Source organism: Anaeromicropila herbilytica (assembly GCF_016591975.1).
GTDB lineage: Bacteria > Bacillota > Clostridia > Lachnospirales > Lachnospiraceae > Anaeromicropila > Anaeromicropila herbilytica.
On sequence record NZ_AP024169.1, the window covers coordinates 1215617 to 1239235 of the forward strand.

General features: G+C 32.5%; 26 protein-coding genes, 1 tRNA gene and 1 riboswitch. Of the genes, 22 read left to right on the plus strand and 5 right to left on the minus strand.

The window, feature by feature from the left end; genetic code table 11:
• The first annotated feature begins 151 nt into the window (after nt 1-151).
• The 4 genes from bsdtb5_RS05310 (at nt 152) to bsdtb5_RS05325 (ending at nt 2847) form a co-directional block, all read left to right on the plus strand.
• Complete coding sequence (locus bsdtb5_RS05310) at nt 152-1330, plus strand: cation diffusion facilitator family transporter (RefSeq protein ID WP_271714998.1); 1179 nt, start codon at nt 152-154, stop codon at nt 1328-1330.
• Nucleotides 1331-1453: 123 nt separating this feature from the next.
• Nucleotides 1454-1525, plus strand: a tRNA-Gln gene (locus tag bsdtb5_RS05315).
• Between the two features lie 88 nt (nt 1526-1613).
• Nucleotides 1614-1718: riboswitch (guanidine-I (ykkC/yxkD leader) on the plus strand.
• Between the two features lie 67 nt (nt 1719-1785).
• Nucleotides 1786-2304, plus strand: a complete 519-nt coding sequence (locus bsdtb5_RS05320; RefSeq protein WP_271714999.1) for a GNAT family N-acetyltransferase — start codon at nt 1786-1788, stop codon at nt 2302-2304.
• A gap of 99 nt (nt 2305-2403) precedes the next feature.
• Nucleotides 2404-2847, plus strand: a complete 444-nt coding sequence (locus bsdtb5_RS05325; RefSeq protein WP_271715000.1) for a hypothetical protein — start codon at nt 2404-2406, stop codon at nt 2845-2847.
• 220 nt (nt 2848-3067) lie between these two features.
• On the opposite strand, the gene bsdtb5_RS05330 is transcribed toward bsdtb5_RS05325, so the two are convergent.
• The 3 genes from bsdtb5_RS05330 to bsdtb5_RS05340 all read right to left on the minus strand — a co-directional run bounded on the left by bsdtb5_RS05330 (nt 3068) and on the right by bsdtb5_RS05340 (nt 5551).
• On the minus strand, nt 3068-3634 hold the full coding sequence (locus bsdtb5_RS05330; protein WP_271715001.1) for a GerMN domain-containing protein: 567 nt from the start codon (nt 3632-3634) through the stop codon (nt 3068-3070).
• Between the two features lie 192 nt (nt 3635-3826).
• Complete coding sequence (locus tag bsdtb5_RS05335) at nt 3827-4285, minus strand: hypothetical protein (protein WP_271715002.1); 459 nt, start codon at nt 4283-4285, stop codon at nt 3827-3829.
• A gap of 96 nt (nt 4286-4381) precedes the next feature.
• A complete protein-coding gene (locus bsdtb5_RS05340; protein WP_271715003.1) occupies nt 4382-5551 on the minus strand; it encodes a hypothetical protein in 1170 nt (389 codons plus the stop codon).
• A 541-nt stretch (nt 5552-6092) separates the two neighbouring features.
• Here bsdtb5_RS05340 and bsdtb5_RS05345 point away from each other — a divergent pair.
• From bsdtb5_RS05345 to bsdtb5_RS05405, 13 genes are all read left to right on the plus strand, one after another.
• Nucleotides 6093-6491 carry a hypothetical protein gene (locus bsdtb5_RS05345; RefSeq protein ID WP_271715004.1) on the plus strand — a complete coding sequence of 133 codons (399 nt, stop codon included), beginning with the start codon at nt 6093-6095 and terminating at the stop codon, nt 6489-6491.
• Nucleotides 6492-7042: 551 nt separating this feature from the next.
• Nucleotides 7043-7753, plus strand: coding sequence for an ABC transporter ATP-binding protein (locus bsdtb5_RS05350; RefSeq protein WP_271715005.1), 711 nt, complete (start codon nt 7043-7045; stop codon nt 7751-7753).
• Nucleotides 7746-9347, plus strand: coding sequence for a hypothetical protein (locus bsdtb5_RS05355; protein WP_271715006.1), 1602 nt, complete (start codon nt 7746-7748; stop codon nt 9345-9347). Before bsdtb5_RS05350 ends, bsdtb5_RS05355 begins: the two co-directional genes overlap by 8 nt.
• A gap of 136 nt (nt 9348-9483) precedes the next feature.
• On the plus strand, nt 9484-9975 hold the full coding sequence (locus tag bsdtb5_RS05360; RefSeq protein WP_271715007.1) for a GAF domain-containing protein: 492 nt from the start codon (nt 9484-9486) through the stop codon (nt 9973-9975).
• 10 nt (nt 9976-9985) lie between these two features.
• Complete coding sequence (locus tag bsdtb5_RS05365) at nt 9986-10912, plus strand: YitT family protein (protein WP_271715008.1); 927 nt, start codon at nt 9986-9988, stop codon at nt 10910-10912.
• Nucleotides 10913-11034: 122 nt separating this feature from the next.
• Nucleotides 11035-11865: a glycerophosphodiester phosphodiesterase family protein gene (locus tag bsdtb5_RS05370; protein ID WP_271715009.1), complete on the plus strand. Its 831-nt coding sequence runs from the start codon at nt 11035-11037 to the stop codon at nt 11863-11865.
• Between the two features lie 82 nt (nt 11866-11947).
• On the plus strand, nt 11948-12586 hold the full coding sequence (locus bsdtb5_RS05375; RefSeq protein WP_271715010.1) for an SIMPL domain-containing protein: 639 nt from the start codon (nt 11948-11950) through the stop codon (nt 12584-12586).
• A 267-nt stretch (nt 12587-12853) separates the two neighbouring features.
• Nucleotides 12854-13486, plus strand: coding sequence for a hypothetical protein (locus bsdtb5_RS05380; RefSeq protein ID WP_271715011.1), 633 nt, complete (start codon nt 12854-12856; stop codon nt 13484-13486).
• Between the two features lie 56 nt (nt 13487-13542).
• Nucleotides 13543-14097: a hemerythrin domain-containing protein gene (locus tag bsdtb5_RS05385; protein ID WP_271715012.1), complete on the plus strand. Its 555-nt coding sequence runs from the start codon at nt 13543-13545 to the stop codon at nt 14095-14097.
• Between the two features lie 167 nt (nt 14098-14264).
• Nucleotides 14265-15248 carry a S41 family peptidase gene (locus tag bsdtb5_RS05390; RefSeq protein WP_271715013.1) on the plus strand — a complete coding sequence of 328 codons (984 nt, stop codon included), beginning with the start codon at nt 14265-14267 and terminating at the stop codon, nt 15246-15248.
• A 222-nt stretch (nt 15249-15470) separates the two neighbouring features.
• Entirely contained in the window at nt 15471-15953 is a 483-nt protein-coding gene (greA, locus tag bsdtb5_RS05395; RefSeq protein ID WP_271715014.1) for a transcription elongation factor GreA, read from the plus strand.
• A gap of 112 nt (nt 15954-16065) precedes the next feature.
• Nucleotides 16066-17553 carry a lysine--tRNA ligase gene (lysS, locus tag bsdtb5_RS05400; RefSeq protein ID WP_330611946.1) on the plus strand — a complete coding sequence of 496 codons (1488 nt, stop codon included), beginning with the start codon at nt 16066-16068 and terminating at the stop codon, nt 17551-17553.
• A gap of 204 nt (nt 17554-17757) precedes the next feature.
• A complete protein-coding gene (locus tag bsdtb5_RS05405) occupies nt 17758-17937 on the plus strand; it encodes a hypothetical protein (protein WP_271715015.1) in 180 nt (59 codons plus the stop codon).
• Between the two features lie 122 nt (nt 17938-18059).
• On the opposite strand, the gene bsdtb5_RS05410 is transcribed toward bsdtb5_RS05405, so the two are convergent.
• Together bsdtb5_RS05410 and bsdtb5_RS05415 are read right to left on the minus strand one after the other, a co-directional pair.
• Nucleotides 18060-18896 carry a DUF5131 family protein gene (locus bsdtb5_RS05410; protein ID WP_271715016.1) on the minus strand — a complete coding sequence of 279 codons (837 nt, stop codon included), beginning with the start codon at nt 18894-18896 and terminating at the stop codon, nt 18060-18062.
• A gap of 232 nt (nt 18897-19128) precedes the next feature.
• On the minus strand, nt 19129-19392 hold the full coding sequence (locus tag bsdtb5_RS05415; RefSeq protein WP_330612006.1) for an MmcQ/YjbR family DNA-binding protein: 264 nt from the start codon (nt 19390-19392) through the stop codon (nt 19129-19131).
• 231 nt (nt 19393-19623) lie between these two features.
• Between bsdtb5_RS05415 and bsdtb5_RS05420 the strand changes: the two genes are divergently transcribed.
• The 5 genes from bsdtb5_RS05420 (at nt 19624) to bsdtb5_RS05440 (ending at nt 23619) form a co-directional block, all read left to right on the plus strand.
• On the plus strand, nt 19624-20094 hold the full coding sequence (locus bsdtb5_RS05420; RefSeq protein ID WP_271715017.1) for a MarR family winged helix-turn-helix transcriptional regulator: 471 nt from the start codon (nt 19624-19626) through the stop codon (nt 20092-20094).
• A gap of 241 nt (nt 20095-20335) precedes the next feature.
• Nucleotides 20336-20794 (plus strand): DUF4440 domain-containing protein, encoded by a 459-nt coding sequence (locus bsdtb5_RS05425; protein ID WP_271715018.1) that lies wholly within the window; start codon nt 20336-20338, stop codon nt 20792-20794.
• A 36-nt stretch (nt 20795-20830) separates the two neighbouring features.
• Entirely contained in the window at nt 20831-21550 is a 720-nt protein-coding gene (locus bsdtb5_RS05430; protein WP_271715019.1) for a flavin reductase, read from the plus strand.
• Between the two features lie 74 nt (nt 21551-21624).
• A complete protein-coding gene (acgM, locus tag bsdtb5_RS05435; RefSeq protein WP_271715020.1) occupies nt 21625-22695 on the plus strand; it encodes a radical SAM/SPASM domain protein, ACGX system in 1071 nt (356 codons plus the stop codon).
• Between the two features lie 15 nt (nt 22696-22710).
• Complete coding sequence (locus tag bsdtb5_RS05440) at nt 22711-23619, plus strand: radical SAM mobile pair protein B (RefSeq protein ID WP_271715021.1); 909 nt, start codon at nt 22711-22713, stop codon at nt 23617-23619.

Sequence of the window (23619 nt, forward strand, 5' to 3'; positions counted from 1 at the left end):
AGTTAGAGGGTGAACAATGAGACTAGTTTTGAAATAAAAAGAATTTTACACCAAAAATTTAGGTCTGTGAGCAAATCACAGTGTAATAGTAAGAATGTTTGAAATATATAGGTATGTTATTTAAAATAGATAATAAATTGATGAGGTGGGTATGACAACATTATTAGTTAGCTTATTTGTAAAAGATAAAGACAATGTTGAGAATAGTAAAGTAAGAGAACAATATGGGGTATTGACAAGTGTCGTGGGAATTTTTTGTAACTTTATTCTATTCTTAACAAAATTTACAATTGGAATGATGATTAACAGTATATCAGTAATGGCAGATGCTTTTAATAATTTATCTGATGCAGCATCGTCAATTATTAGTTTTATTGGAGTTAAATTATCAAGTCGTCCTGCAGATAAGGAGCATCCTTTTGGACACGGAAGAAGCGAGTATTTATCTGCATTAATCGTAGCGTTTCTTGTAATTCAAGTAGGATTTTCTTGCTTTAAAAGTTCCTTTGATAAAATCCTACATCCAGAATCAGTGCAATTTAATATAATCCTGTTAGTAATCTTATGCCTTTCAGTAACCGTAAAAGTGTGGTTAGGATTATTTAATAGAAAATTAGGAAATCGAATTAACTCCTCCGTAATGAAAGCAACTTCGGCAGATGCATTTGGTGATGTAATCATTACATCAGCAACGATTCTATCGGTCATTATTGGTAAATTATCAGGATTAAAAATTGATGGTTATATGGGTTTTATCGTTTCTATTTTAGTAATCTATGCTGGATTTAATATTGCAAAAGAGACAATAGAACCACTAATTGGAGAGGCGGTATCACCAGAACTATACCGTAAAATTACTAATATTGTGGAAAGCTATGATGGAATAGTAGGAAGTCACGACTTAATTGTTCATAACTATGGACCAACCAATTCTATGGCAACTATTCATGCAGAAGTTCCAAATACCGTGGACATTGAAGATGCCCATGAAACCATAGATCGAATCGAGAGAGAAATATTAAGAGAACATAATATCTTCTTAGTCATTCATATGGATCCTATCGAAGTAAAGGATGAAAATGTTTTAAAATATAAAGAAATGACAAAGGAAATAATCAATAAATATGATGAAGAAGCTTCCCTTCATGATTTTCGAGTGGTTCGTGGAGATAAAAGGATTAACCTTATCTTTGACTTGGTTGTTCCATTTTCTTATAAAGAGGAAGATAATGAAAATATAATTGAGTATGTTACGAATGGAGTAACTCAAATTGATGATAGATTAAAGTTAGTTATTACAGTTGAAAAAAGTTTTATAGCAAAGGCTTAAGAAAAAATAAAATAAAAGGATAGTTGGCATAGTGGTGTAATTTACAATTTTATAGTAGAAAAAATTTCAATTTTCTCTTGAAAAATCAGAATCTATCAGTTATAATATGCTTTGTCGTAACATTGGGCTATCGCCAAACGGTAAGGCACTGGACTCTGACTCCAGCATCTGTAGGTTCGAATCCTACTAGCCCAGTTCAAAACAAAAATGAAGTCAGGAGACTTCATTTTTTGTTTGCCCTGAACTGGGGTTGCCCAGAGTGAAACACAATTATAATAGAGAATAAAAAGTTTTATAGGGTTCCGCAGCTATAATAAATAAGTTGGTCTGGTCCAAGATGAAACGCATAGTTTTACTATGTTCACGGAGGGACAAAAGCCTGGGAGATATTTTATAATATCACCTTGGCTTTTTTATTTATAATATAGAATTATAATACAAGAAGGAGAACAAATATGGACAATTTAACAATCAAAGAATGTAGTATAGAACACATAGAAAAAATTAAAGTTATAGGTGAAAGAACATTTTATGAAACCTTTTCTGATGAAAATGCTACAGAGGATATGGAAAGCTATTTAAAGGAGAATTTTTCTTATGAACAATTAGAAAGTGAAGTAAATAATCAAGGTTCAAGATTCTATATTGTTGAACATAACAATAATGTAGTTGCATATATGAAAGCTAATTTTGATACAGCACAAACAGAGATAGGCCATGATAATTCATTAGAAGTTCAAAGAATCTATATATTAAAAGAATATAAGGGAAAACATATTGGTAAAAGACTAATGGAAAAAGCAATAGAACTTGCAAAAAGCAATGATCTAAAGTATATGTGGTTAGGTGTATGGGAAAACAATATAAATGCAATTAAATTTTATGAAAAGCAAGGGTTTGAAATATTTGATTCCCATATATTCAAATTGGGTGATGATGAACAAACAGATTATCTAATGAAATTAGTATTATGAAATTATAATATTTAATAATGTTTTTTGTTAAATTATGAAACATTTTCTCATAGCATTACATATGATATTTTAGAACTATTTTATGAAAGGAAAATGAAATTGAACAGAGATAAATTCAATTTTTCATATAATAAAGAATCAGAATATCATAGTCAACAACTTCCACCAGGAAGGGGAGGCCAAAACCAACCACCTATGAGGAATGTTGAACCACCAAGAATGGGAGGTCAACCATCATCTCCACCACCTAATTTCACTCCTGAAATGCCAGGTATGCCAGGAATGAATAGGGAACAAACTTTTATGGCACCAGAAGAGAGAGGAGTACAGTTTAGAGGCGGGGGTAGGCCAATCTATCAAACGGGTTTTAATAGACGATGTTTAAACCGATTCACGTATATCTGGTTAATCAATGGTAATGCTTTTTGGTTCTATCCAATTAATATTGGAAGACAAAATGTTGAAGGCTTTCGCTGGAGAAATGATAGATGGGTATATGACAGAATTCAGTTAAGAAGAATTCTCTTTTCTACTTGTTTTTAGGGAACATTCCGACACATTAGTTCACACCAGCTCCCATATGTCGCCATTGGAGACATACAAATCAAGGGTGTGAAACGCTTAAGCTTACACTAGCTATCATTGTAATATTATATATGTAATAAAAAAGGCTTTGCAAAATAGTATAGCTACTTATAGTAGTTTATTACTAATTTGCAACTGCCTTTTTATCTGTTATTATTCCTAAATTGATGAACCATTTTTAATTATCATCATCATGAAAAGTACCTTCGAAACTATAATGGTCTCCATAGCAATCTTTCTTTCCATCAACTGTGATAATGACTGATTTAATATTTGGTAAGTGTAATAAAGTATCAATTAGTTCATTGGTCAATATGATACCAGAACAACTTCCGGCATTGAATTGATCGGCTATTTTTTGTGTTAGATCAACTGTAATACATTTTGTCTTTTTATTAATTTTTGAGCTGGAGATTTTAATCTTAGTTTTCTTAAAAACTTTATTAAGCGCTTTTGTTAAATGATTTTTATATAATTCTTTGCTGATTGATATTTCTTTTAATTCAATTGGATTGTCATAATCATCAGGACCATATAGATAAAGAGTTATTTTTAGAAAATTCGTTGTATTGGAATGGGTATTTTTTGTTTCTTTATTAGTTGCAAAAGCCGTGTGAGTAGTGAGAGAAGTAGTTAGATTAGCTGATAATGAATTAGATTCAGTAGAACTAGTAAATTGGTTACAGCATCCAAGTGTAAGTTGTAAAATTAGTAGAGTGATGAAAAAGATATTTGTCCGCTTCATAATTACTCCTTTAGAATTTGTATAAGCTCCCCACCAAAGTGACCGAACGTCATGGTAAAATTAAAGGGTGCTACACTCTCAACTTATATTATATTAGTTACCATTATATAGGGTACTAATGCAAAAATATGTAAAAAACGGTATCGTTTTACTTACTTATTCAAACTTGGATTTTGACCCCTTATCAGCCACTTATTTTAATAATACATCAATATCATGCACATCTTTCATATATTCAACATATTGATTAATGCAATCACAAGTTTGTTCATGCTTACAGAATTCACGATGATTTTCATTCTGTACAAGATTAGCGACATCTAATCTTAATTCTTTATACTTGTCACTATATTTTTTATAATATTTATTGCAATAAGCAAAACCGATACAACTTAGAAGAAAAATCAGTAATATAAATTCATTTAACTGAACTGTTCGTATGGACAAGTTAGAGGGAATCTCAGAAGTAAATATATTCCTTAACACTGCCATGCATGTATCGAAGCGTAATAGTATCAGGCATGCCATAAAATACGTAAAGGATTGACAAATTATAAAATAGAATTTATATTCACTCTTTTTGTCGTGAAATTCAATTAGCTTTTTAGTCTTTTTCTTCATGATTGGAGAAATATCATTCAAAATGTCCATATGTAAATTACCTTTGTTTTTTATAAATATATGAAGAACATACTGCAAATATTAATAGATTAACTGAATTGCGTCTGGATAACCATATAATAGTTCCTAGTTAATTTTAATAGGAACAAACTTAATTCCATTTTTGGTACCAGTTGCGAAAATAACCTTTGTGTCTGAGACAAAAGTACCATCGGTACCCATGTAATCCCATGTGACCTCAACTTTTACTGTTTTCTTAAGGGTGATAGAATTCTTGGTGATTTTAAGTACCGCAGCACCTGTATTATAAGTTGGATATACAGCAGTCGCGTATTGACCGAATTCATTAATAAGTGTTTTGGCTTCTCGAACGGTATATGGAAGCTTTGTTTTCTCTGCAACTATTGTGCCTTTTTTATTAATAAGAGAGACAAAGCCGCCATCCATTCGAGAACCTGTTACCATATACACACCTAAGGAATCGATATAGCCTACATCGTAATAATAATATTTATTGTTCTTTGTAATAGGGAATTTCTTTACGATTTTACCAGATTTCGAAGTGATTGCTCCCAAAAGAGTACCACCACTAGAAGTTTCATTATATTGTTGCCAGACTTGTAACCATTCGGTATCAGAGCCGGATACAATAGGCCACCAGTCACGTGATTTTTCACTCACTTGCGTTTTTATTAAACTCCCCATAGTTCCATCTTGATTTACAATTCTACTATAGATATCATCTCCAGTGCCTAGATTATAGGCACCTCCACCATCAATCCAGCCATCACAAAATGTAACTAGGAATTTGTCACCACTAGCAGCGACGTGACCAGAATGTCCTCCTTGAGGAGGCATTAATTTCTTACCATAAGTAATAACTTTTTTTAGGCCAGAATCAAAGATTCCAAAGGTTTGATCTAGAGATTCTGGATGAAACTCAGAATCTTCTGAAGTAATTATAATATAACCATTGGAATTGATTGCTGCACTTGATGGTTCTTGAGCAAGTTTCGCATCAACAAGAACTTTTGGTTTAAACGTGTTAGTGATATTATCGGTGTTAAACCAAGAATAGTAGATGTTATGATTCCATTCACCAGTTGGTTTAGTTGGTCTATATCCATTACTTGAGAATATTAATACGTCTTCTGTATCAATAGTAATCCAGTTGACACCGTGAATCCATCCACGACTATCACTAACTTCTTCGGCAGTATTCGTGTTGGGTTTTACGCTAATAACGATAGTAAAGATACATAAAAGTAGGAATGCAGTTCTTTTTATATTTTTCATAATTCTCTCCGTTCTCAAAATGATAAGTATTATATTAGTGTGAAATCCTTTCCTTCAGGCAAATATTTTTTGCAAGCCTCAGAACTAGCGAAAATACTCACTCACGTTCCTATTTTTACTATGAGTCTTGACAAAATGTAAACGATACCTTCGGCCGGACTACGCCAAAATTAATAATTATATATCAATATAAACAATGTAAGTTATAAAAAGGCTTTTGGTTCCAACATCATACTAAACTAAAAAGTATCAATTAGCTATAAAATGTTTCGACAAAACAAGCCGAACTTCTAATAAAAGATCGGGTGGTAATTTAAAGCATACGAGTTGAAATCATATTATTGATTAACAATTGATTAAGGAGCATAAAGAAAAGGTCAATTATGGAAAGTAATAAGGATATATATAGATTATATTGGGAATAAATGACTTTGAGTAGTAATAAAGGACTAGATATTTTCGATTTTCTACAGGAGAAAGGTATGATATAATAAATGTAACAGTAAACGTGATTTCATTTAAGTAGGTAGGTGATTTGCAAATGAAGATAAACGCATGTAGAATATGTAAAAAATTATTTAATGATTATAATGACCATGAAATATGCCCTGTATGTGAGAAAAATTATGCAGAAGAATCAAAACGGATTAAAGAGAGTAAACTTATAAAGAAACAACGACTTATGGCTATCTTAACTTATAATGTAGAGTCAGATGGACATGGTTATGAAGAAGTAAAAGAATATATCAATACTCATCCAACTGCTAACTTAATACAAATTTCCAAAGAGACAAAAGTAAGTTCTTCCGCCATCGTTAATTGGGTTAGAGAAGATAGATTACAATTTTCAGAAGATAGTAAAGAAGCATGGTTAACATGTGAATGCTGTGGAAATAAGATACCAAGTGGAAGATTCTGTATTCGTTGTAGGAATATATAGATTATATATTTTTGAAAAAATAAAATAAATATATAAATAATGATGTTGAGGTCAAATAGCCTTTTATAACCTACAATGTGTATATTGATGTATAATTATTAATTTTGGCGTAGTCCGGCCGAAGGTATCGCTTATATTTTGTCAAGACTCATAGTGAAAATAGGAACGTGAGTGAGTATTTTCGCTAGTTCTGAGGCTTGTAAAAAATATGGTGCCTGAGGGAAAGGTAGCCAAAATTCATAACTATACAGCGATATACACTCAGTACACTAAATTAAAGCTATTTGACCCCAACATCACCATAAATATACAATTAAAAAGCTCCCCAGTGTAATTTGAATCATGTGCTATATGACAAATTACATTTGAGGAGCTTTTTATATATATGATTAATAAGATCTCTAATCAAATTTTAATCAAATACAAACATAATCCTTATTGAAAAGCAGTGCATTACGATATATACTTTTTTGGAATAAGTTGTAATTGGTGTGCTTAATCATTAAATGAAACTATATTTAACGTAGATAATTATAAGAGAGGTTTAAAATATGAAACTAGTATTAAAAAATTTGAGCAAGAGCTTTGAGAAGAAACAAGTATTAAAAGATATCACATTTGAATTTGAGCAAGGAAAAATCTATGGCTTATTAGGTAGAAATGGTGCAGGTAAGACGACATTATTTAATTGTTTAGCTAATGAGCTAAAAGCTGACTCGGGAAAGGCTTACTTAATTACAGATACAGAAGAAAGAGAATTAAAAGTAGATGATATCGGGTATGTATTTTCTAGTTCAATCCTACCTGAATTCTTAACAGGTTATGAATTTATCAAATTCTATATGGATGTGAATAAAGACAAGATAAAGGACGACTATACAATTAATGACTACTTTGAATTAATGAAGATTAAGGAAGAGGATCGATATCGATTAATTAAAGATTATTCACATGGTATGAAGAACAAGATTCAGATGCTAATGTTTATTATTACAAGACCAGCTGTCATCCTACTAGATGAACCATTAACATCTCTTGACGTTGTTGTACAACTAGAAATGAAGAAATTATTAAAGGATATTCATAAGGATCATATCTTAATCTTTTCCACTCATATTTTACAATTAGCAACGGATCTTTGTGATGAGATTGTTGCCTTAAGTGAAGGGGAATTAGAATTACTTGATCATTCTATGTTAAAGGATAGCCAATTTGAAGAAAAACTGGTTCGTATTTTAAAGGAGGAATCCTCTAATGAATGAGACATTTCGATTAGCAAATGAGATGAGTGCTTCTATGTCTTTGAATGCTATTGTATGCTATATGAAGAAGATTCCATTGATTGGAAAAGCTTTTAAAAATGTAAGTTATGAGCATATAGGTTTAAAGCATAACTTATCCGTTATAGCTGTTATTATTCGGGCATTAAAGGTTCTATTTGGTACACTATTATCAGCTGTTATTGTTGTTGGAATTCCACTATTTATCTATAGTAATTATACTATATCAGATAGAAGAGCGATATATCTACACGTTATTATAGTGCTATACTTCCTTTTTGGAGGTATTATAAATGCTGATATATTATCACCAAGTCGTGATAAATTCATATTTATTAAAGTAATGAAAATGAACGCTAGAGATTATATTCTTAGTAATTTTTTGTGGCTACAATTCTTAAAGACAATATCAGAAATGATAGTATTTTTAATTATAGGTGCCATTTTAAAAATAGATGTTCCATTAACAGTTGTGATGGTATTATCAATGAACCTATTTCGTTGCTTTGGTGAAATGGTACATATTATGTACTATGAGAAATTTGGAAAGCTCTTATCAAAAAGTTATGCTATTTTTTATGGATTTGCGATTGCGTTGCTAGCATTAGCAATAGTCCCTATTGTAATGAAAACGATGATTCAATATAATGCTATATCTTTATATGTTATATTTATTATCTTTGCAATTTTGGGGTTAGTTGGTTATCGATACTTATATCGCTATGATCATTACGTTATTACATTAAATGAAGTTAATAGATTATCTGAATTGTCTATTAATGTTAATAAAGTAAAAAAGGATGCATCTTTCGCGGATGTTAAGATAAATACCAAAAAATTCAATCAGGAAGAACTTAGAAGTAATGAGTTCTCGGGAAAAAGAGGTTATGATTATCTGAACGCAATCTTTTTTAAGAGACATAGAAGAATCGTATTACAGCCTGTTCTTTTTGAAGTTGCGGTGGTTGCAGTAGCCTTAATAGGTGGAATTGTTGCATCATTTATGGTAAAGGATTTTCATAAGGAATACACTGATTTAATTACGAGGTCATTTACCGTATTCATTTTTATTATGTATGCGATTTCCTCTGCAGGAAAAATGACTAAAGCAATGTTCTACAATTGTGATATTAGTCTATTACGCTATGGTTTTTATAAAAAAGAAAAGGCAGTGCTTACTACCTTTAGTCTACGTTTGAATAAGCTTGCATTCTATAATCTAATTCCTGCCGTATCAATTGGAATATCATTAGTGATTATAGGGTTGTTCTGTGAAGTAGGTATAAGGCAAACATTACCGATTGCAATATTTATAGTTATATTGTCTTTGTTTTTTACAATACACCATTTATTCTTATATTATATATTGCAGCCTTATACGACTGAATTAGAAGTAAAGAATCCACTATTTACAATCATTAACGGTGTAACTTATTTCCTAAGTTATATTTGTTTACAGATTCATGTAGCCCCAGTATGGCTCTTATCAGCAGCATTAGGAGCAACGGTAGTCTATATTATTGTTGCATTAGTTTTGGTTTATTTGTATGCATCAAAGACTTTTGTAGTAAAATAAGAATAATGTTTATTACCAGATATTGAACTTAGGATTGCAAGTTAAAAGTTCTTGTATTACAATGTGTAAGGTTGGATTTTTCTGAGAAAATTGGAGATTCCATTATACTAAAATCACATTGCAAAGGAGAATTGGTTTGAACGAAATAAGTACGATGTATCCAGAAGATCAATTAGAAAGATATGATTTATTAAAGAAGCAGTTAAGTGCGATTTTAGAAGGGGAGCATAATGTAATTGCAAATCTCGCAAATGCATCTGCACTTCTAAATGAAGCAATCACAGATATAAACTGGGTGGGTTTTTACCTAATCAATAATGGAGAGTTATTATTAGGACCATTCCAAGGTAAAGTTGCTTGTGTCCATATAGCACTTGGAAGAGGTGTATGTGGAACAGCCGCTTTAGATAATAAAACACAATTAGTAATGGATGTACATGAATTCCCTGGACATATTGCATGTGATAGTGCATCAAATTCAGAAGTTGTTGTTCCTTTAAGATATAATGGAAAAGTTGTAGGAGTATTAGATATTGATAGTCCATTGCTTTCTAGATTCAATGAAATAGATGCTCGTGAATTCGAAGAAATTGCGAAAATCATTGAAGAATCATGTGATTGGGCATAGGAGATCTAGTATGGGAACAGGTATGATAAAAGGATTAAAAGTACAAAAAGATGCAACATATTCTAATAAGGTTACTCTAAAAAGAGAAATCATGGAATATGGTGCTTCCATATTTGGCACTTTATTATATGCAATAGGGCTTAATGTATTTATCGTTCCATTTAGTCTATATAGTGGAGGATTCGTTGGAATCTCTCAGATTATCCGAACGATATGTACAGATATGTTTCATATGAATTTTGGTAATGTTGATGTCTCGGGCATTATTTTCTTACTAATAAATATACCGCTTCTATTCTTAGCAATAACTATTATGGGGCGCAGATTTTTATGTAAAACAATAGTAACTACCATTAGTTATACATTATGTTTAACAATTATTATGATTCCAGGAAAGCCACTTGTAGCCGATGCACTTACCTCTTGTATCATTGGAGGAATCATTAGTGGTATAGGATCTGGTATAGTATTATGGGCTGGTTCTTCTGGCGGTGGTACCGATATATTGGGAATCTATTTTTCCAAAAAATATAGAGGTTTTAGCGTTGGTAAATTAAATATTGGAATGAATTTGTTGATTTATTTATATTGTGCACTTGCATTTAATATAGAAACTGCAATTTATTCTATTATTTATACAGCGGTAAGTTCTGTAGTAATTGATAAATTACATTTTCAGAATATTAATATGACAGCTATGATATTTACAAAGAAACACGACATAGAAGATATTATTTTGAAAAATTTGAATCGTGGTGTTACATACTGGGATGGAAAAGGTGCCTATACTAATACTAATACAAGAGTTATAGTAACCGTAATATCCAAATATGAAGTTTCTGAGCTAAAAAAGGAAATTGAAGAAGCAGATCCAGAAGCATTTGTAATCTTAAATGAAGGAATTGATATTCTGGGTAATTTTGAAAAAAGACTATAGTGAAAGAATTTATTATTAGTCCATTGTAAATAGTAATATAATGATATTAAGAAAGGAATGCCACGTTAGGAATTTAGGATTTATTTTATTGTGGCAGTAACACATCTAGGACGTGTTATCCAATGGGTATATACATGTTTAAAATAATTATGATTATTCTTTTATTCATTATACTTTTATATTTATTTCTTATTAAACCGAAAGCAAAAAGTAAAACAAATTTTGAGGCATTTAATGGTTGGTTTTATGCGCATAGAGGACTTCATAATAATAATTCTGATGCACCAGAGAATTCTTTAAAAGCTTTTTCTATGGCGGTAACTAAAAAGTATGGGATTGAGTTAGATGTTCAATTAACAAAAGATAATATTCCTGTTGTATTTCATGATGATACCCTTCTTCGAGTATGTGGAGAAAATCAATATGTTAATAAACTAACATTAAAAGAATTAAAAGAATATCATTTGTTTCAATCGAAAGAGAAGATTCCAACGTTAGATGAAGTTCTATCAGTAATTAATGGCGAGGTTCCTCTTATATTAGAATACAAATCAAAAAATACAAGTTCATTAATCTATGAAATTGTATCAAAGCGCTTACAGGAATATCAAGGTATTTATTGTATCGAGTCATTTAATCCATACTGCCTTTTCTGGTATAAGAAAAATGAGCCTTTTATAGTTAGAGGACAATTAGCATCAAGATTACTGCAAGATAGTGAGTTTCATAGTGGCTTTTTTTATTTTATGTTAGAAAATCTATTATTTAATTTTATTACAAAGCCTGATTTTATTGCTTATAAATTCCAGGATAAGAATATGTTATCCTATGTGCTATGTAAGAAGCTTTATAAAGTAACAACTTTCGCTTGGACAATTCGTTCATGGAAAGACTACGAGATTAGTAAAGAAGATTTTGATTATTTTATATTTGATAGTTTTTATTTAAAATAAAATGAAAATAAAATAGTATGCATGAAATTACTACATGGACTCATATGTTTCTATAAGTATATTTAGAGGTGAGAGTTCTTTTATGAATCCATCATATAATGATAATCCATTAAAATACAAAATCATGACATTAACTGGAGAGGGGCAAGTATCTGCAGTTCCTGATATTGCTACTATTCGATTAGGAGTTCAGACTAATGGAGCAAACCTAGAAGAAATACAAATAGACAATGCAAAGATTAGTCAGAATGTAATTGATGCAATAAGAAGCATGGGAGTAAAAGACATTAAAACAGTACAATATATAATTGATAAAAATTACGAATATCAGGATGGAAAACAAATAGATAAGGGTTATGTCGTTCGAAATATCTTTGAGATTACGATAAGTGATATGAAAATGATAGGTAAAGTAATTGATACGGCAGTAAAAAGTGGTGCGAATGTAGTGGACTTAATAACATTTCAGATTGCGAATTCGGATTATTTTTATCAGGAAGCTTTGAACCTAGCAGTTATAAATGCGATACAAAAGGCTACTTCCTTTGCGATGAATCTAGGTTATTCTTTAGCACCAATACCAACACGAATTGTTGAAAATACAACATCACCAATACCATATTCAGAAGTTCGATTGTTTAAAGAAGCAAGTACAGTAACACCAATTGAACCTGGAGAGAATCTGATAAAGGCATCTGTTACTGTGGATTTTGTTTATTAACTTAAAGTTCCTAAAATTGAACAATAAAAGTTAAATGATATTGATAATATAAAAGAATAATATTTAAGAGTAAGAGGTATCTTATGACTAGATGGTGAAATTCAACCATAGAAACTAGTATATAAGGTTCCTTTTTTCTATGGATAAAAAAATACTTGATGAAATGTAGCTACAGCTACATTGAAATTCAACCAATTATATTATAGTAATAAATAAGAAAACATTACTATCAATTACAAACAATTATTTATGAAAAAGGAGAACAAAATGAGCGCATTTTTAGGACCAATCCATTATTGGCTATATAACAAGATATTATTACAACAGGAATTTGTAGATAGTATTACAGATTACGCAGAAAATAAGTTAGGAAACACTGATTTTAAGAAGACTCTAGATGAAAAATATGGAGAGATGGATCTAAGACCACTAGGAGAGATTATTAATCCTTCCGACATTCATGGATGGCTTCAAGAACGAGTACAGATGGTTGAGAAAAAATTTGCATATTCCATTACTGAACTATTAAAGAAAGACCAAGGTACATTGTTAGCAGACCTAGAAGAAATCTATTATCAGATAGGTAAAAAGAAAAGAGCAGAAGTGAATGAAAAATATGGTACAAATGATTCATACCAAATAGAAGAAATCTATAAGGAATTACAAGATTTATTACTAGATGGTATGCCATGCGATCATGCAACTAGCATCAGCGAGTCAACGAACGATTATATTTTAATAATAAGACATACATGTGTACATCATGAATATTGGGATGCGATAGGTGGAGATGTAAGTAAATATTATCAATTAAGAGATGCTTTCACGAAAGGCTATTTAGAAGAATTGAATATATCATATGAGCAAATAGATGAAGATACTTTTAAATTAAGTAAATAAGTAAATAAAGAATATATGTGAATTAAGGCTATATATCAAAATTGGAGGTAACGGATATGAATAGTATTGAATTAATGGTACAAGAGCATGATTATATCAAACGAATGCTCGTAGTAGTAAGAAAAGCATGTTATAAGATATTAAAAGGCGAAGATATTTGTTTTGAAGATTTTGAGAAAATGGTTGATTTTATTCAGAATTATGCAGATAAGCATCATCATGGAAAAGAAGAAAAATTCTTGTTTCAAGAAATGATGGATAGTCTTGGTGACCTTGGCGTTAAGCTGGTTCGTAATGGTATGCTTGTTGAACATGACCTAGGTAGATTATTTATTAAAGAATTATGCGACGCAATCGAAAGAGTGAAACAAAATGATGAGGAAAGTAAACTTGATGTAATTGCAAATGCAATTAGTTACACTCATTTATTAAATCGTCACATTGATAAAGAAAATGATGTAATCTATCCTTTTGGACAAAAACAATTAACGAAAGAACTTATGGATAAGGTTAACCAAAACTCTCTAGAATTTGAAGAAGAAGCAACGAAACAAGGATTCCAAAATCGCTATATTCAATTATTAGAAGAATTAGAGAAAAAATATATTTAATACTATGGAGCATTGGGGAGTTCTCAGTGCTCCATTTTTGACTACATTAAAAACAAGATATCTAACTCATATTAGTACATTTCTAACACATCAAAACAATACTTCATTCATATATTATTCCAAGATTAGAATTCGTATGGAATAAGTATAGGGGGATGAGGTTAATCATGGAGGAAGATTTTAATATATTAGAATTAGCGAAAGAAAAAGATGAAATAGAAGTGAACTATTTTCTGAAAAGAATAATTAACCGATTCTCGAAATTATCTAAAAAGGAATATGTAAAGCAATATGCAAAGAATCAGTATCAAAAGCAATTGATAAAGGAATTACCAATTTTAATAAAAGAATTTAATTATCTTTCGGAAAAAGGATATAATATTATATTACCATTCACAAAAGAAGATATTTTGAAGTATGACCCTGATTTTATCAAAGACTATATAGAAAAAGTTAGGATAAAATATGATTTAAATAATCTATTTATACCGAATAAATTTAAAAAATATGTAGATACTTCAATAGAATCCGAGGATGATAAAAAGGTACTAATGTACATGGTGTTAGATCAATTGATGAAAAAAATATTAAAGGAGCATAATATAGAATACAAATCGTTACGATTAGTAATTATTGATTCAGAAGATTATAGAATGGAATATCTTTTGGAGTTATTTTTAAAGGATTTGAATTATCTTACTATAATAACGAATCGTGTCGAATATTTTGAGGAAATTCAGCAGAAAATATATGATACAACAGGATTAGTTATAGATGTCACTTCGAATCCCGTGAAAGAGCCTATAGGAGGTAATGTCATAATTGATGCCAATAAGAAACTAAATAAAAATTATAATTACTTTGATAAAAGTGCTGTAGTGATCGATTTAGAATCAAATAAAGAGAAACTACAGTATTTATATTCTAGGAGGAAGGATCTTGAAACGATATACGATGTTGTTTTAACTGCAAATAGTACCATAGTGAATAATGAGATGTTTGCTTATTATTTAAAAGTAAAGAGCTTTGTGTTTAGTAACTTTGTCAGAAGTAATAGCAGAAATTACGGTGTTGTGGAATTACTAAAGGAAGCAACTTGTTATGATATTAAATTATTGGACTACATCTCAACATTTAGTCACACGCATTAGATGAGAAAAGAATAAAATATGTAGTTATTTTAACCAATAAAAGGTAGCTTTTCTCGGTGTAAAGAGGGCGAAATTGTTGACAATAGTACAATGATACGATATAATACTAAGAATGTATTGAAGAATGTAAATAGAATTTTAATAGCTTTGAACATATTCTTAACATGTTCATAATTAGAATTCATTTTCAGTAATAATGCAAGTTTGGAGGAAGGGTTTAACATGGCAGAGAAAAAGAACATATTGACCTATGAGGGGCTAAAACAATTAGAGGATGAATTACAAGATCTTAAAGTAAATAAAAGAAAAGATGTGGCGGCTAAGATTAAAGAAGCTAGAGAGCAAGGGGATCTATCAGAAAATGCTGAGTATGACGCAGCAAAAGATGAGCAACGTGATATCGAAGCAAGAATTGAAGAAATCGATAAAATCCTTAAGAATGCTGAAGTAGTAGTTGAAGAAGACGTAGACGTTAATGTAATAAACATCGGTTGTAAAGTTCAGATTATGGATTTAGAATATGATGATATCTTAGAATATAAAATTGTAGGTTCTACCGAAGCGAACAGCTTAAAGGGTAAAATATCTAACGAATCACCAGTTGGAAAAGCATTATTAGGTCATAAGGTGAATGATGTAATTGAAGTTGAGACTCAAGCAGGAGCTATTCAATATAAAATATTAGAGATACAAAGGTCAAATTAAGATAATCAACTTTAAGGTTAGTATCTAGGGGAAATAGAACTTTTACATTAGGGATATTTCAATATCAGGTATCTAACCTTAAATTTGGTTACATATAAAGGAGAGAAAGATTTTGTCAGAACAAAAGCCAGTAGAACAGGATTTAAATGAATTATTAAAAGTAAGAAGAACAAAATTAGCGGATTTACAAGAGAATGGAAAGGATCCATTCCAAGTTACGAAATATGATGTTACCCATCATAGTACAGTGATTAAAGAACAATTTGAAGATTTAGATGGTAAAACAGTACGTGTAGCAGGACGTATTATGTCAAAACGTATTATGGGTAAAGCATCTTTTTGCAACATTCAAGATCTACCTGGGAATATTCAATCATATGTAGCAAGAGACAGCATTGGAGAAGAATCATATGCTGATTTTAAAAAGTATGATGTAGGTGATATCATTGGTATTGAAGGTGAAGTATTCAAGACTAAGACAGGCGAGATATCAATTCATGCTTCAAGTGTAATCTTATTATCTAAGAGCTTACAGATACTACCTGAAAAGTTCCACGGACTTACTAACACAGATATTCGTTATCGTCAACGTTATACTGACTTAATTATGAATGCGGACGTAAAAGAAACATTTGTAAAACGTTCTAAGATTATTAGCGCAATTCGCCGTTACTTAGATGGACAAGGATTTATGGAAGTAGAAACACCTATGTTAGTAACAAATGCAGGTGGAGCTGCTGCAAGACCTTTCGAATCACACTACAATGCATTAGATGAAGATGTTAAATTACGTATCTCATTAGAGCTTTATTTAAAGAGATTAATCGTTGGTGGTATGGAACGTGTATACGAAATCGGTCGTGTATTTAGAAACGAAGGATTAGATACAAGACACAATCCAGAATTCACTTTAATGGAATTATATCAAGCATTTACAGATTATAACGGTATGATGGATCTAACAGAGAATATGTTCCGTTATGTAGCACAAGAAGTAAACGGAACTACATTAGTTCCATATGCAGAAGAAATGATTGATCTTGGTAAATCTTTCGAACGTATTACAATGATTGACGCAGTTAAGAAATACACTGGAGTAGATTTTGATACAGTTGCAGATACCGAAGAAGCGAAGAAGATTGCTGATGAAAAGGGCGTTCATTATGAAGCTCGTCACGTAAAAGGCGATATCTTAAACTTATTCTTTGAAGAATTCGTAGAAGAACACTTAATTCAACCTACATTTGTAATGGATCATCCAGTTGAGATCTCTCCACTTACGAAGAGAAAACCAGAAAAACCAGAATATGTTGAACGTTTCGAATTATTCATCTATGGACGTGAAATGTGTAATGCTTATTCTGAGTTAAATGATCCAATTGATCAAAGACAACGTTTTGAAGAACAAGAAAAACTATTTGATCAAGGTGATGATGAAGCAAACCATACTGACGAAGATTTCTTAAATGCGTTAGAAATTGGTATGCCACCAACTGGCGGTATCGGATATGGTATTGACCGTTTAGTAATGTTACTTACTAATTCACCTGCGATTAGGGATGTATTGTTATTCCCAACAATGAAGAGCTTGGATAAATAAAGCAAGTAAAATCAAGGGTTTGAAGCATGTCGAACTACTAGAGGAAAGTTAATTGACAGTAAATTGACAGTCCATAGTTTGAAATAGTTAGTGATAATTTCAAACATCCTTATAAAATTCAATTTAAGATTTTTGCACTTAAAGGACACTTTTCAAAAATAGACTTTTTGAAAGGTGTCCCAAGTTGGGACGAAGTTAAAAAAGGTGATCCATGTAAAGAAAGCGGATATTCGTCCATTAGATGAGGATGGGTACCATATTTTGTATATAAGAGAGATGCTGCAAGATATTTTGAATTGTATCAAATTGAAATGGATGCTGGATGTAAACGATGAAGTCCATCTTTTCAATCAGATGATGGATTCTGATCTGATGCCAAGATAGACACAAGAAGATGATTAGAGAGATTCATTTAACAAGTTATCAATTTCCAGTTTCTTGTTGAGTTCACAATTTAATACAGAACATTATACATAGCCATTGAGGTAGGATGATACCTCGATGGCTTATTTTTCACATTGTCCACACCACTTACATCCACTGCAGGAATATCTTCTTTTACAGGTGGCACAACGCTTTTGTATCTTAAATTCACCGGTGATTTCAGGATATTGGAGTCTAGATTTCAATGCCTGAACACGCTGGTAAGACTTTGGGATGTGATAAGGTTTACCATTTTTGACAAAGACATTACCTGTTCCATAGAATGAGAATGGGACATTGTAAGTCTTACATTGCTGATACAGAAACTCAACCCATTCATAGTGAAGAGGTCTGGCACCTTCATAATTTTCGCCATCGGCAAGAACAGATTCAAGTTGACCAGTGGCAAGATATTTCGATATATCAACAGGACCAATAAAAGGAGCAACCATAATCCCCTTGTGCTTGGCAGGAACGTCAAGTAATAGGGGGATTCTTTCGTCTGCACGTCTTTGGTTTTCTGTTGTGACATTTAATGATACATGTTCCCAGCCATCGCACCAGTCCCAAGGAAGATGATCTACAATTCGTTCCGCACGTTTGGTCAAAATCCAGAAATGGACATCAGGGCGTTGTCTTATGATATCCCATACTTCATCACGCCAGATATCTGCTTCCTTCAGAAAGAAGTCACTTGTCATGCAGAGACGTACACTAGAACCGCTTGGAATCTTATATTCACCTGCTCTAGTCTTACTGAGTGGCAGTTTGAAATTTGTCTTTGTTTTATAAATAACGTCACCACGCTTGTCACGCTGCTTGTCCAAATAAAACATATAGCAGTTTTCACAGCCTTCGCTATATTTGTGGCATCCATGCCAGGGATTCCAGATATGGTCAAATGGTAATGGTTCGCTCATAGATGGCGTCCTCCTTTCTGAGAGTTATGTAGTGTTAGTTATCTTGTGTATTGCTTTATTTCGTGTAGGAGAGAAGTTGGTACACTTCTAGGTCCTCTTACAGTAGTTACACCATGAGATTTAAGAACACTGATAGAAAAGGCATCTTTATCAAAGATGTTCAAAAGCTTCAATTTCATCACTTTTTTCATGCTGACATTTTCATCTGCATAAGGATAATGGATATCAGCTTCTAATACTTTGCATTCATAGTAATCCAGTTTCCAGCCTTCATATGATAAGAAGGAAGAATACCATGTTGACCGGCAATCATCATTTTCATATCAGGATCACATTTTAAGTTGATGATATCGGCGTATTCTTCCGTATCTCCTGCTACACCTAACTTTTTTCTAGGAACATCCATAAATAAACAATAGATTTTCTGATTATCTTCATGCCGAAGAGCTGCATAGGTAGGCAGTTTGTGAAACGGATAGTCTGGTTTACGTTTTATAGGTTTTCAGTACCAAGATCTGTGACAATTCCTTGTTTTACATCTGTTAAGTATTCTTCGTAAGTTCCCAGTTCTTTCAAGATAACATCTCCTTTTGTAACCTAGTATTTTTTTATACCGTAAATGCTACTACCTGAAAAAAGAAAAGTCAAGATAGTTTTATATAAAAATAATTGACGAAAATCTTTTTACATAGTAAGATATTTGCAAACAACAGAAAGGAAGAAAACGATGGCAATTACAAAGAATGGCGGATATCTGACACTGAAAATACATCTTCTAAATGGAAGATTGTTCAATAGACTTCTGTCCAATGATGGAAGGGCACTCTACAATGCAGAACAGGGTAAGATTGTGTCTGCACTTTGGGATAAACGTCCTCAGACAGCATCAGAACTTGCACAGGTCACAGGTCTTGCAAATAGTACTCTTACTTTAATGTTGAAGCGATTAGAGGAAGAGCAGGGGCTTATTGTAAGTGTTCAGGATGAAATAGATAAAAGGAAGAAATGGTTTGACTTAACTCAGACAGGAATTGAACAAGAGGAAGTGGGAAATCAAGTCAGTGATAAACTTAGCAGCATTTTTTATGCAGGCTTTGAAGATAAAGAGATCGAGCAGTTAGAAGGATATTTGGAAAGAATTTTAAATAACTTAGAAACTGCTATGGCTGAAATTCCTCGTGAGGATTCTACAAAATAGAAGTCTATTACTTCGACTTATAGTATCTATAAACATACCAGGTATCTTATTTTTGAGTACTTGTACTAAAAAATTGAGGTGGTATCTTTAAGATACAAGGACAAAAACTGTATCTGAATTCATTTCTAAAACGCCGAAAATATTTTTATATAAAAATACTTGACGCGAATAGTTTTATATAGTAATATTTAAAACACAAAATAGTTTTATATAAAAATAAATTTAGGTGGAGGATTTTAGAATGAATACAAACACTGATTACGAAAAGAACTACACACAAGAGCAGAAAGAGCTTGCAGAGCATATCATTGGTCTTGAGAAACATGCACTTGACCTTTGGTTCGATGGAAAGACAGAAGGTTATAGAAATCTTTGGTCTGAGAAGAACTTTACTTATGTTGATGGTGCTCAGCCTCACAGAGTAGACTCGCACAAAGATGTGTGTGAGTTCTTAGATACCATTGAAGGACAGCTTCATGCGGATACCTACGATTTTGTAAGACCGAGAGTGCAGTTTGGTCAGGACATGGCACTTCTCACTTATGAACTTTATGCAGATACGAACATGATCAATATGAAGTATAACTGCATTGAGTTATATCAGAAGGAAGAAGATGGTCAGTGGAGAGTCGTTCATTCCACATGGTCGTTCATTCGCCCTATGGAGATGGATTTTGGACAGGTAAAAGAGATTGTCTAAGAAAACAACAAGCTAAGAAAGTCGGAGGTATTTATTATGGCAAAAATCAGTTTAGGCGTAAAACCAGCAATATTCCCATCACCGGTTCTTTTAATAGGAACTTATAACGATGATGGAAGCGTAGACGTTATGACCGTTGCTTGGGCAGGAATGGCTGCAAGCGACTTAACAGAAGTGTATATTTTAGAGAATCATCGTACTACAGAGAATATTAGAAAACGTAAGGCATTTACACTTGCTATTGCAACAGTAGAGACGATGGCACAGTCTGACTATTTTGGAATTGTGTCTGGAGCAAAAGATCCACAGAAGTTTGAAAAATCTGGTTTCCATGCAGTAAAGAGTGAATATGTGGATGCACCTGTTATTGAAGAGTATCCTCTTACCATCGAATGCGAACTTGAAGAGGAAACCAGCGCACCAGAAGAAGCACGTATCCTTGGAAAGATTAAGAATGTGCTTGTAGATGAAAAGATGCTCGGTGATAATGGCAAGATGGATGTATCAAAGCTTCATGCAATCGTTTGGGATAATTTCCAGGCAGGATATTATGCAGTAGGTGAGAAAGTAGGTCAGAGCTTTGTGGAAGGAAAGAAGATTTCATCATTAAATAAGCTGGCTGACTGGTCTGAAGATGCAGATAAGAAAGAGGATACATCATCAGCATGTAGTTCGGCTTGCGGAGCAGCCACACTGGAAGAGGAGAAGAAAGAAGCACCTTCCGCATGTGGAAGTGCGTGTGGCGCAGCGAACTAATAGATATAGGTAATGAGTAGTTGATTAAGAGCTGGGCATATGATGTGTCCAGCTCTATTTGGAGGAATGATAAAATGGCAAAGTACTTTGCTTTTCAGTGGCACATTACAGACGAATGTGACCAGCGTTGTAAACACTGTTATATCTTTAATAATCCAGAAAATGACTGTCTGCATTCCATGAACTGGGAACAGATGATGAAAGTGTTATCCAACTGCGAGAAATTTTGCCAAAAGTTTGGTCGCATTCCTTACTTTTATCTGACAGGTGGAGATCCGATTCTTCATCCTAATTTTTGGAGATTATTAGAAGAATTTAAAGTTAGAAATATCAAATTTACAATTATGGGTAATCCGTTTCATTTGACCGATGAAGTCTGTTCCAGACTGAAATCACTTGGATGTGATAAGTATCAGATGTCTATTGATGGAATGGAACTGACACATGACTGGTTTCGTAAACAAGGATCTTTTCAGATAACTTTAGACAATATAGCGACTTTGAAAAAAGCAGGAATTTGTGCAGTAATTATGAGCACAGTTTCTGATAAAAATATAGATGAGATGCACGATGTGATAGATACGGTTGTTGCATATGGTGCAGATGTATTTGCATTTTCCAGATATTGTCCAACACTGGATGATAAGGTGGATGATGCACATGATAATTACAATGATGGAGTAGGGTTGACAGCAGAGAGATATCACAAGCTTTTGCAGGAAACCGATAAGCAATATAAGGAATATGAAGAAAATGGCTGTCATACCAAATTTAACCGTAAGGATCATCTTTGGACATTGCTTGCTTACGAGCAGGGAGAATTTGTGATTCCGGAGAATGCAAAATCAAGCATGATTTATGGTGGATGTAACTGCGGAAATTGTCATATGACAATACTTTCGACTGGAGAATTGTACGCTTGTAGGAGATGCATTAGCTCTGTGGGAAATGTTTACACGGATAAGATTTCTGATATCTGGTTGACGAAAATGGATGATTATAGACAGTATGGAAAATTTGAAAAATGTGCCAAGTGTAAATTATTAGCGTGGTGTAGAGGATGTCCATCTGTAGCATACGGAACATATGGAAGGTTTTACGCACCAGATCCACAGTGCTGGATGGATGTAGATCTAAGAGTGTAAAGGAGATATTAACATATGTGTGATACAAGTTTAGTAATAAAAGAAATAGAAGCAAAGAGTGTTCTCACAAAATCGAATCTTCCGGTGGCAGATTATTCAGTCAATCCTTATGGTGGATGTGTCCACGCTTGTAAGTATTGTTACGCTTCTTTCATGAAGAGATTTACAGGACATGAGGAAGAATGGGGAACATTTGTAGATGTCAAGAATTGGCCAGATATTAAGAACCCACAAAAGTATGCAGGAAAAGAGTTATTCATTGGTTCTGTAACTGATCCATATCAGCCACTCGAAGAAAAGTATGAACGTTCAAGAACACTATTAAAACATATGCAGGGAAGTGGATGTACCGTTAGCATTGCAACAAAGTCAGATCTGGTATTAAGAGATATGGATTTAATCAAGACATTTCCAAATGCAAGAGTGTCATGGTCCATCAATACATTAGATGAAGATTTTAAGAATGATATGGATAAGGGCGTGAGCATTGAGAGAAGACTTTCAGCTATGAAGGCATTTCATGATGCTGGAGTCAGAACAACATGTTTTATTTCTCCAATTTTCCCTGGCATCACTGATCTGAAAGAGATTATTCTTCGCGCAAAGAATCAATGTAATCTTGTATGGTTGGAAAATCTTAATCTTCGTGGTGGATATAAATCCGTCATAATGGACTATATCAAAGAGAAATATCCAGATTTAGTTCCATTATATGATGCCATCTATAACAAGAAGGACAGAACCTACTGGTCACAGCTTGATCAGGAAATGAAGGAATTTACCAAGGAACAGGGACTTATTTATGTGAGAGATGATGATTCCATAAAAAGACCATTTGAAGAGCCACCGATTATTGCAAATTATTTCTTCCATGAGGAATTGACCCCTTCTGCGAAGAAAGCAGCAAAAAAGAAGGAGAATTGA

Bases quoted from the DNA above. Each gene is read 5' to 3' on its own strand.
- bsdtb5_RS05310 (WP_271714998.1), top strand. From the start codon at position 152: ATGACAACATTATTAGTTAGCTTATTTGTAAAAGATAAAGACAATGTT.
- bsdtb5_RS05320 (WP_271714999.1), top strand. From the start codon at position 1,786: ATGGACAATTTAACAATCAAAGAATGTAGTATAGAACACATAGAAAAA.
- bsdtb5_RS05330 (WP_271715001.1), bottom strand. From the start codon at position 3,634: ATGAAGCGGACAAATATCTTTTTCATCACTCTACTAATTTTACAACTT.
- bsdtb5_RS05335 (WP_271715002.1), bottom strand. From the start codon at position 4,285: ATGGACATTTTGAATGATATTTCTCCAATCATGAAGAAAAAGACTAAA.
- bsdtb5_RS05340 (WP_271715003.1), bottom strand. From the start codon at position 5,551: ATGAAAAATATAAAAAGAACTGCATTCCTACTTTTATGTATCTTTACT.
- bsdtb5_RS05345 (WP_271715004.1), top strand. From the start codon at position 6,093: ATGAAGATAAACGCATGTAGAATATGTAAAAAATTATTTAATGATTAT.
- bsdtb5_RS05350 (WP_271715005.1), top strand. From the start codon at position 7,043: ATGAAACTAGTATTAAAAAATTTGAGCAAGAGCTTTGAGAAGAAACAA.
- bsdtb5_RS05355 (WP_271715006.1), top strand. From the start codon at position 7,746: ATGAATGAGACATTTCGATTAGCAAATGAGATGAGTGCTTCTATGTCT.
- bsdtb5_RS05365 (WP_271715008.1), top strand. From the start codon at position 9,986: ATGGGAACAGGTATGATAAAAGGATTAAAAGTACAAAAAGATGCAACA.
- bsdtb5_RS05370 (WP_271715009.1), top strand. From the start codon at position 11,035: ATGGGTATATACATGTTTAAAATAATTATGATTATTCTTTTATTCATT.
- bsdtb5_RS05375 (WP_271715010.1), top strand. From the start codon at position 11,948: ATGAATCCATCATATAATGATAATCCATTAAAATACAAAATCATGACA.
- bsdtb5_RS05380 (WP_271715011.1), top strand. From the start codon at position 12,854: ATGAGCGCATTTTTAGGACCAATCCATTATTGGCTATATAACAAGATA.
- bsdtb5_RS05385 (WP_271715012.1), top strand. From the start codon at position 13,543: ATGAATAGTATTGAATTAATGGTACAAGAGCATGATTATATCAAACGA.
- bsdtb5_RS05390 (WP_271715013.1), top strand. From the start codon at position 14,265: ATGGAGGAAGATTTTAATATATTAGAATTAGCGAAAGAAAAAGATGAA.
- greA (WP_271715014.1), top strand. From the start codon at position 15,471: ATGGCAGAGAAAAAGAACATATTGACCTATGAGGGGCTAAAACAATTA.
- bsdtb5_RS05410 (WP_271715016.1), bottom strand. From the start codon at position 18,896: ATGAGCGAACCATTACCATTTGACCATATCTGGAATCCCTGGCATGGA.
- bsdtb5_RS05420 (WP_271715017.1), top strand. From the start codon at position 19,624: ATGGCAATTACAAAGAATGGCGGATATCTGACACTGAAAATACATCTT.
- bsdtb5_RS05425 (WP_271715018.1), top strand. From the start codon at position 20,336: ATGAATACAAACACTGATTACGAAAAGAACTACACACAAGAGCAGAAA.
- bsdtb5_RS05430 (WP_271715019.1), top strand. From the start codon at position 20,831: ATGGCAAAAATCAGTTTAGGCGTAAAACCAGCAATATTCCCATCACCG.
- acgM (WP_271715020.1), top strand. From the start codon at position 21,625: ATGGCAAAGTACTTTGCTTTTCAGTGGCACATTACAGACGAATGTGAC.
- bsdtb5_RS05440 (WP_271715021.1), top strand. From the start codon at position 22,711: ATGTGTGATACAAGTTTAGTAATAAAAGAAATAGAAGCAAAGAGTGTT.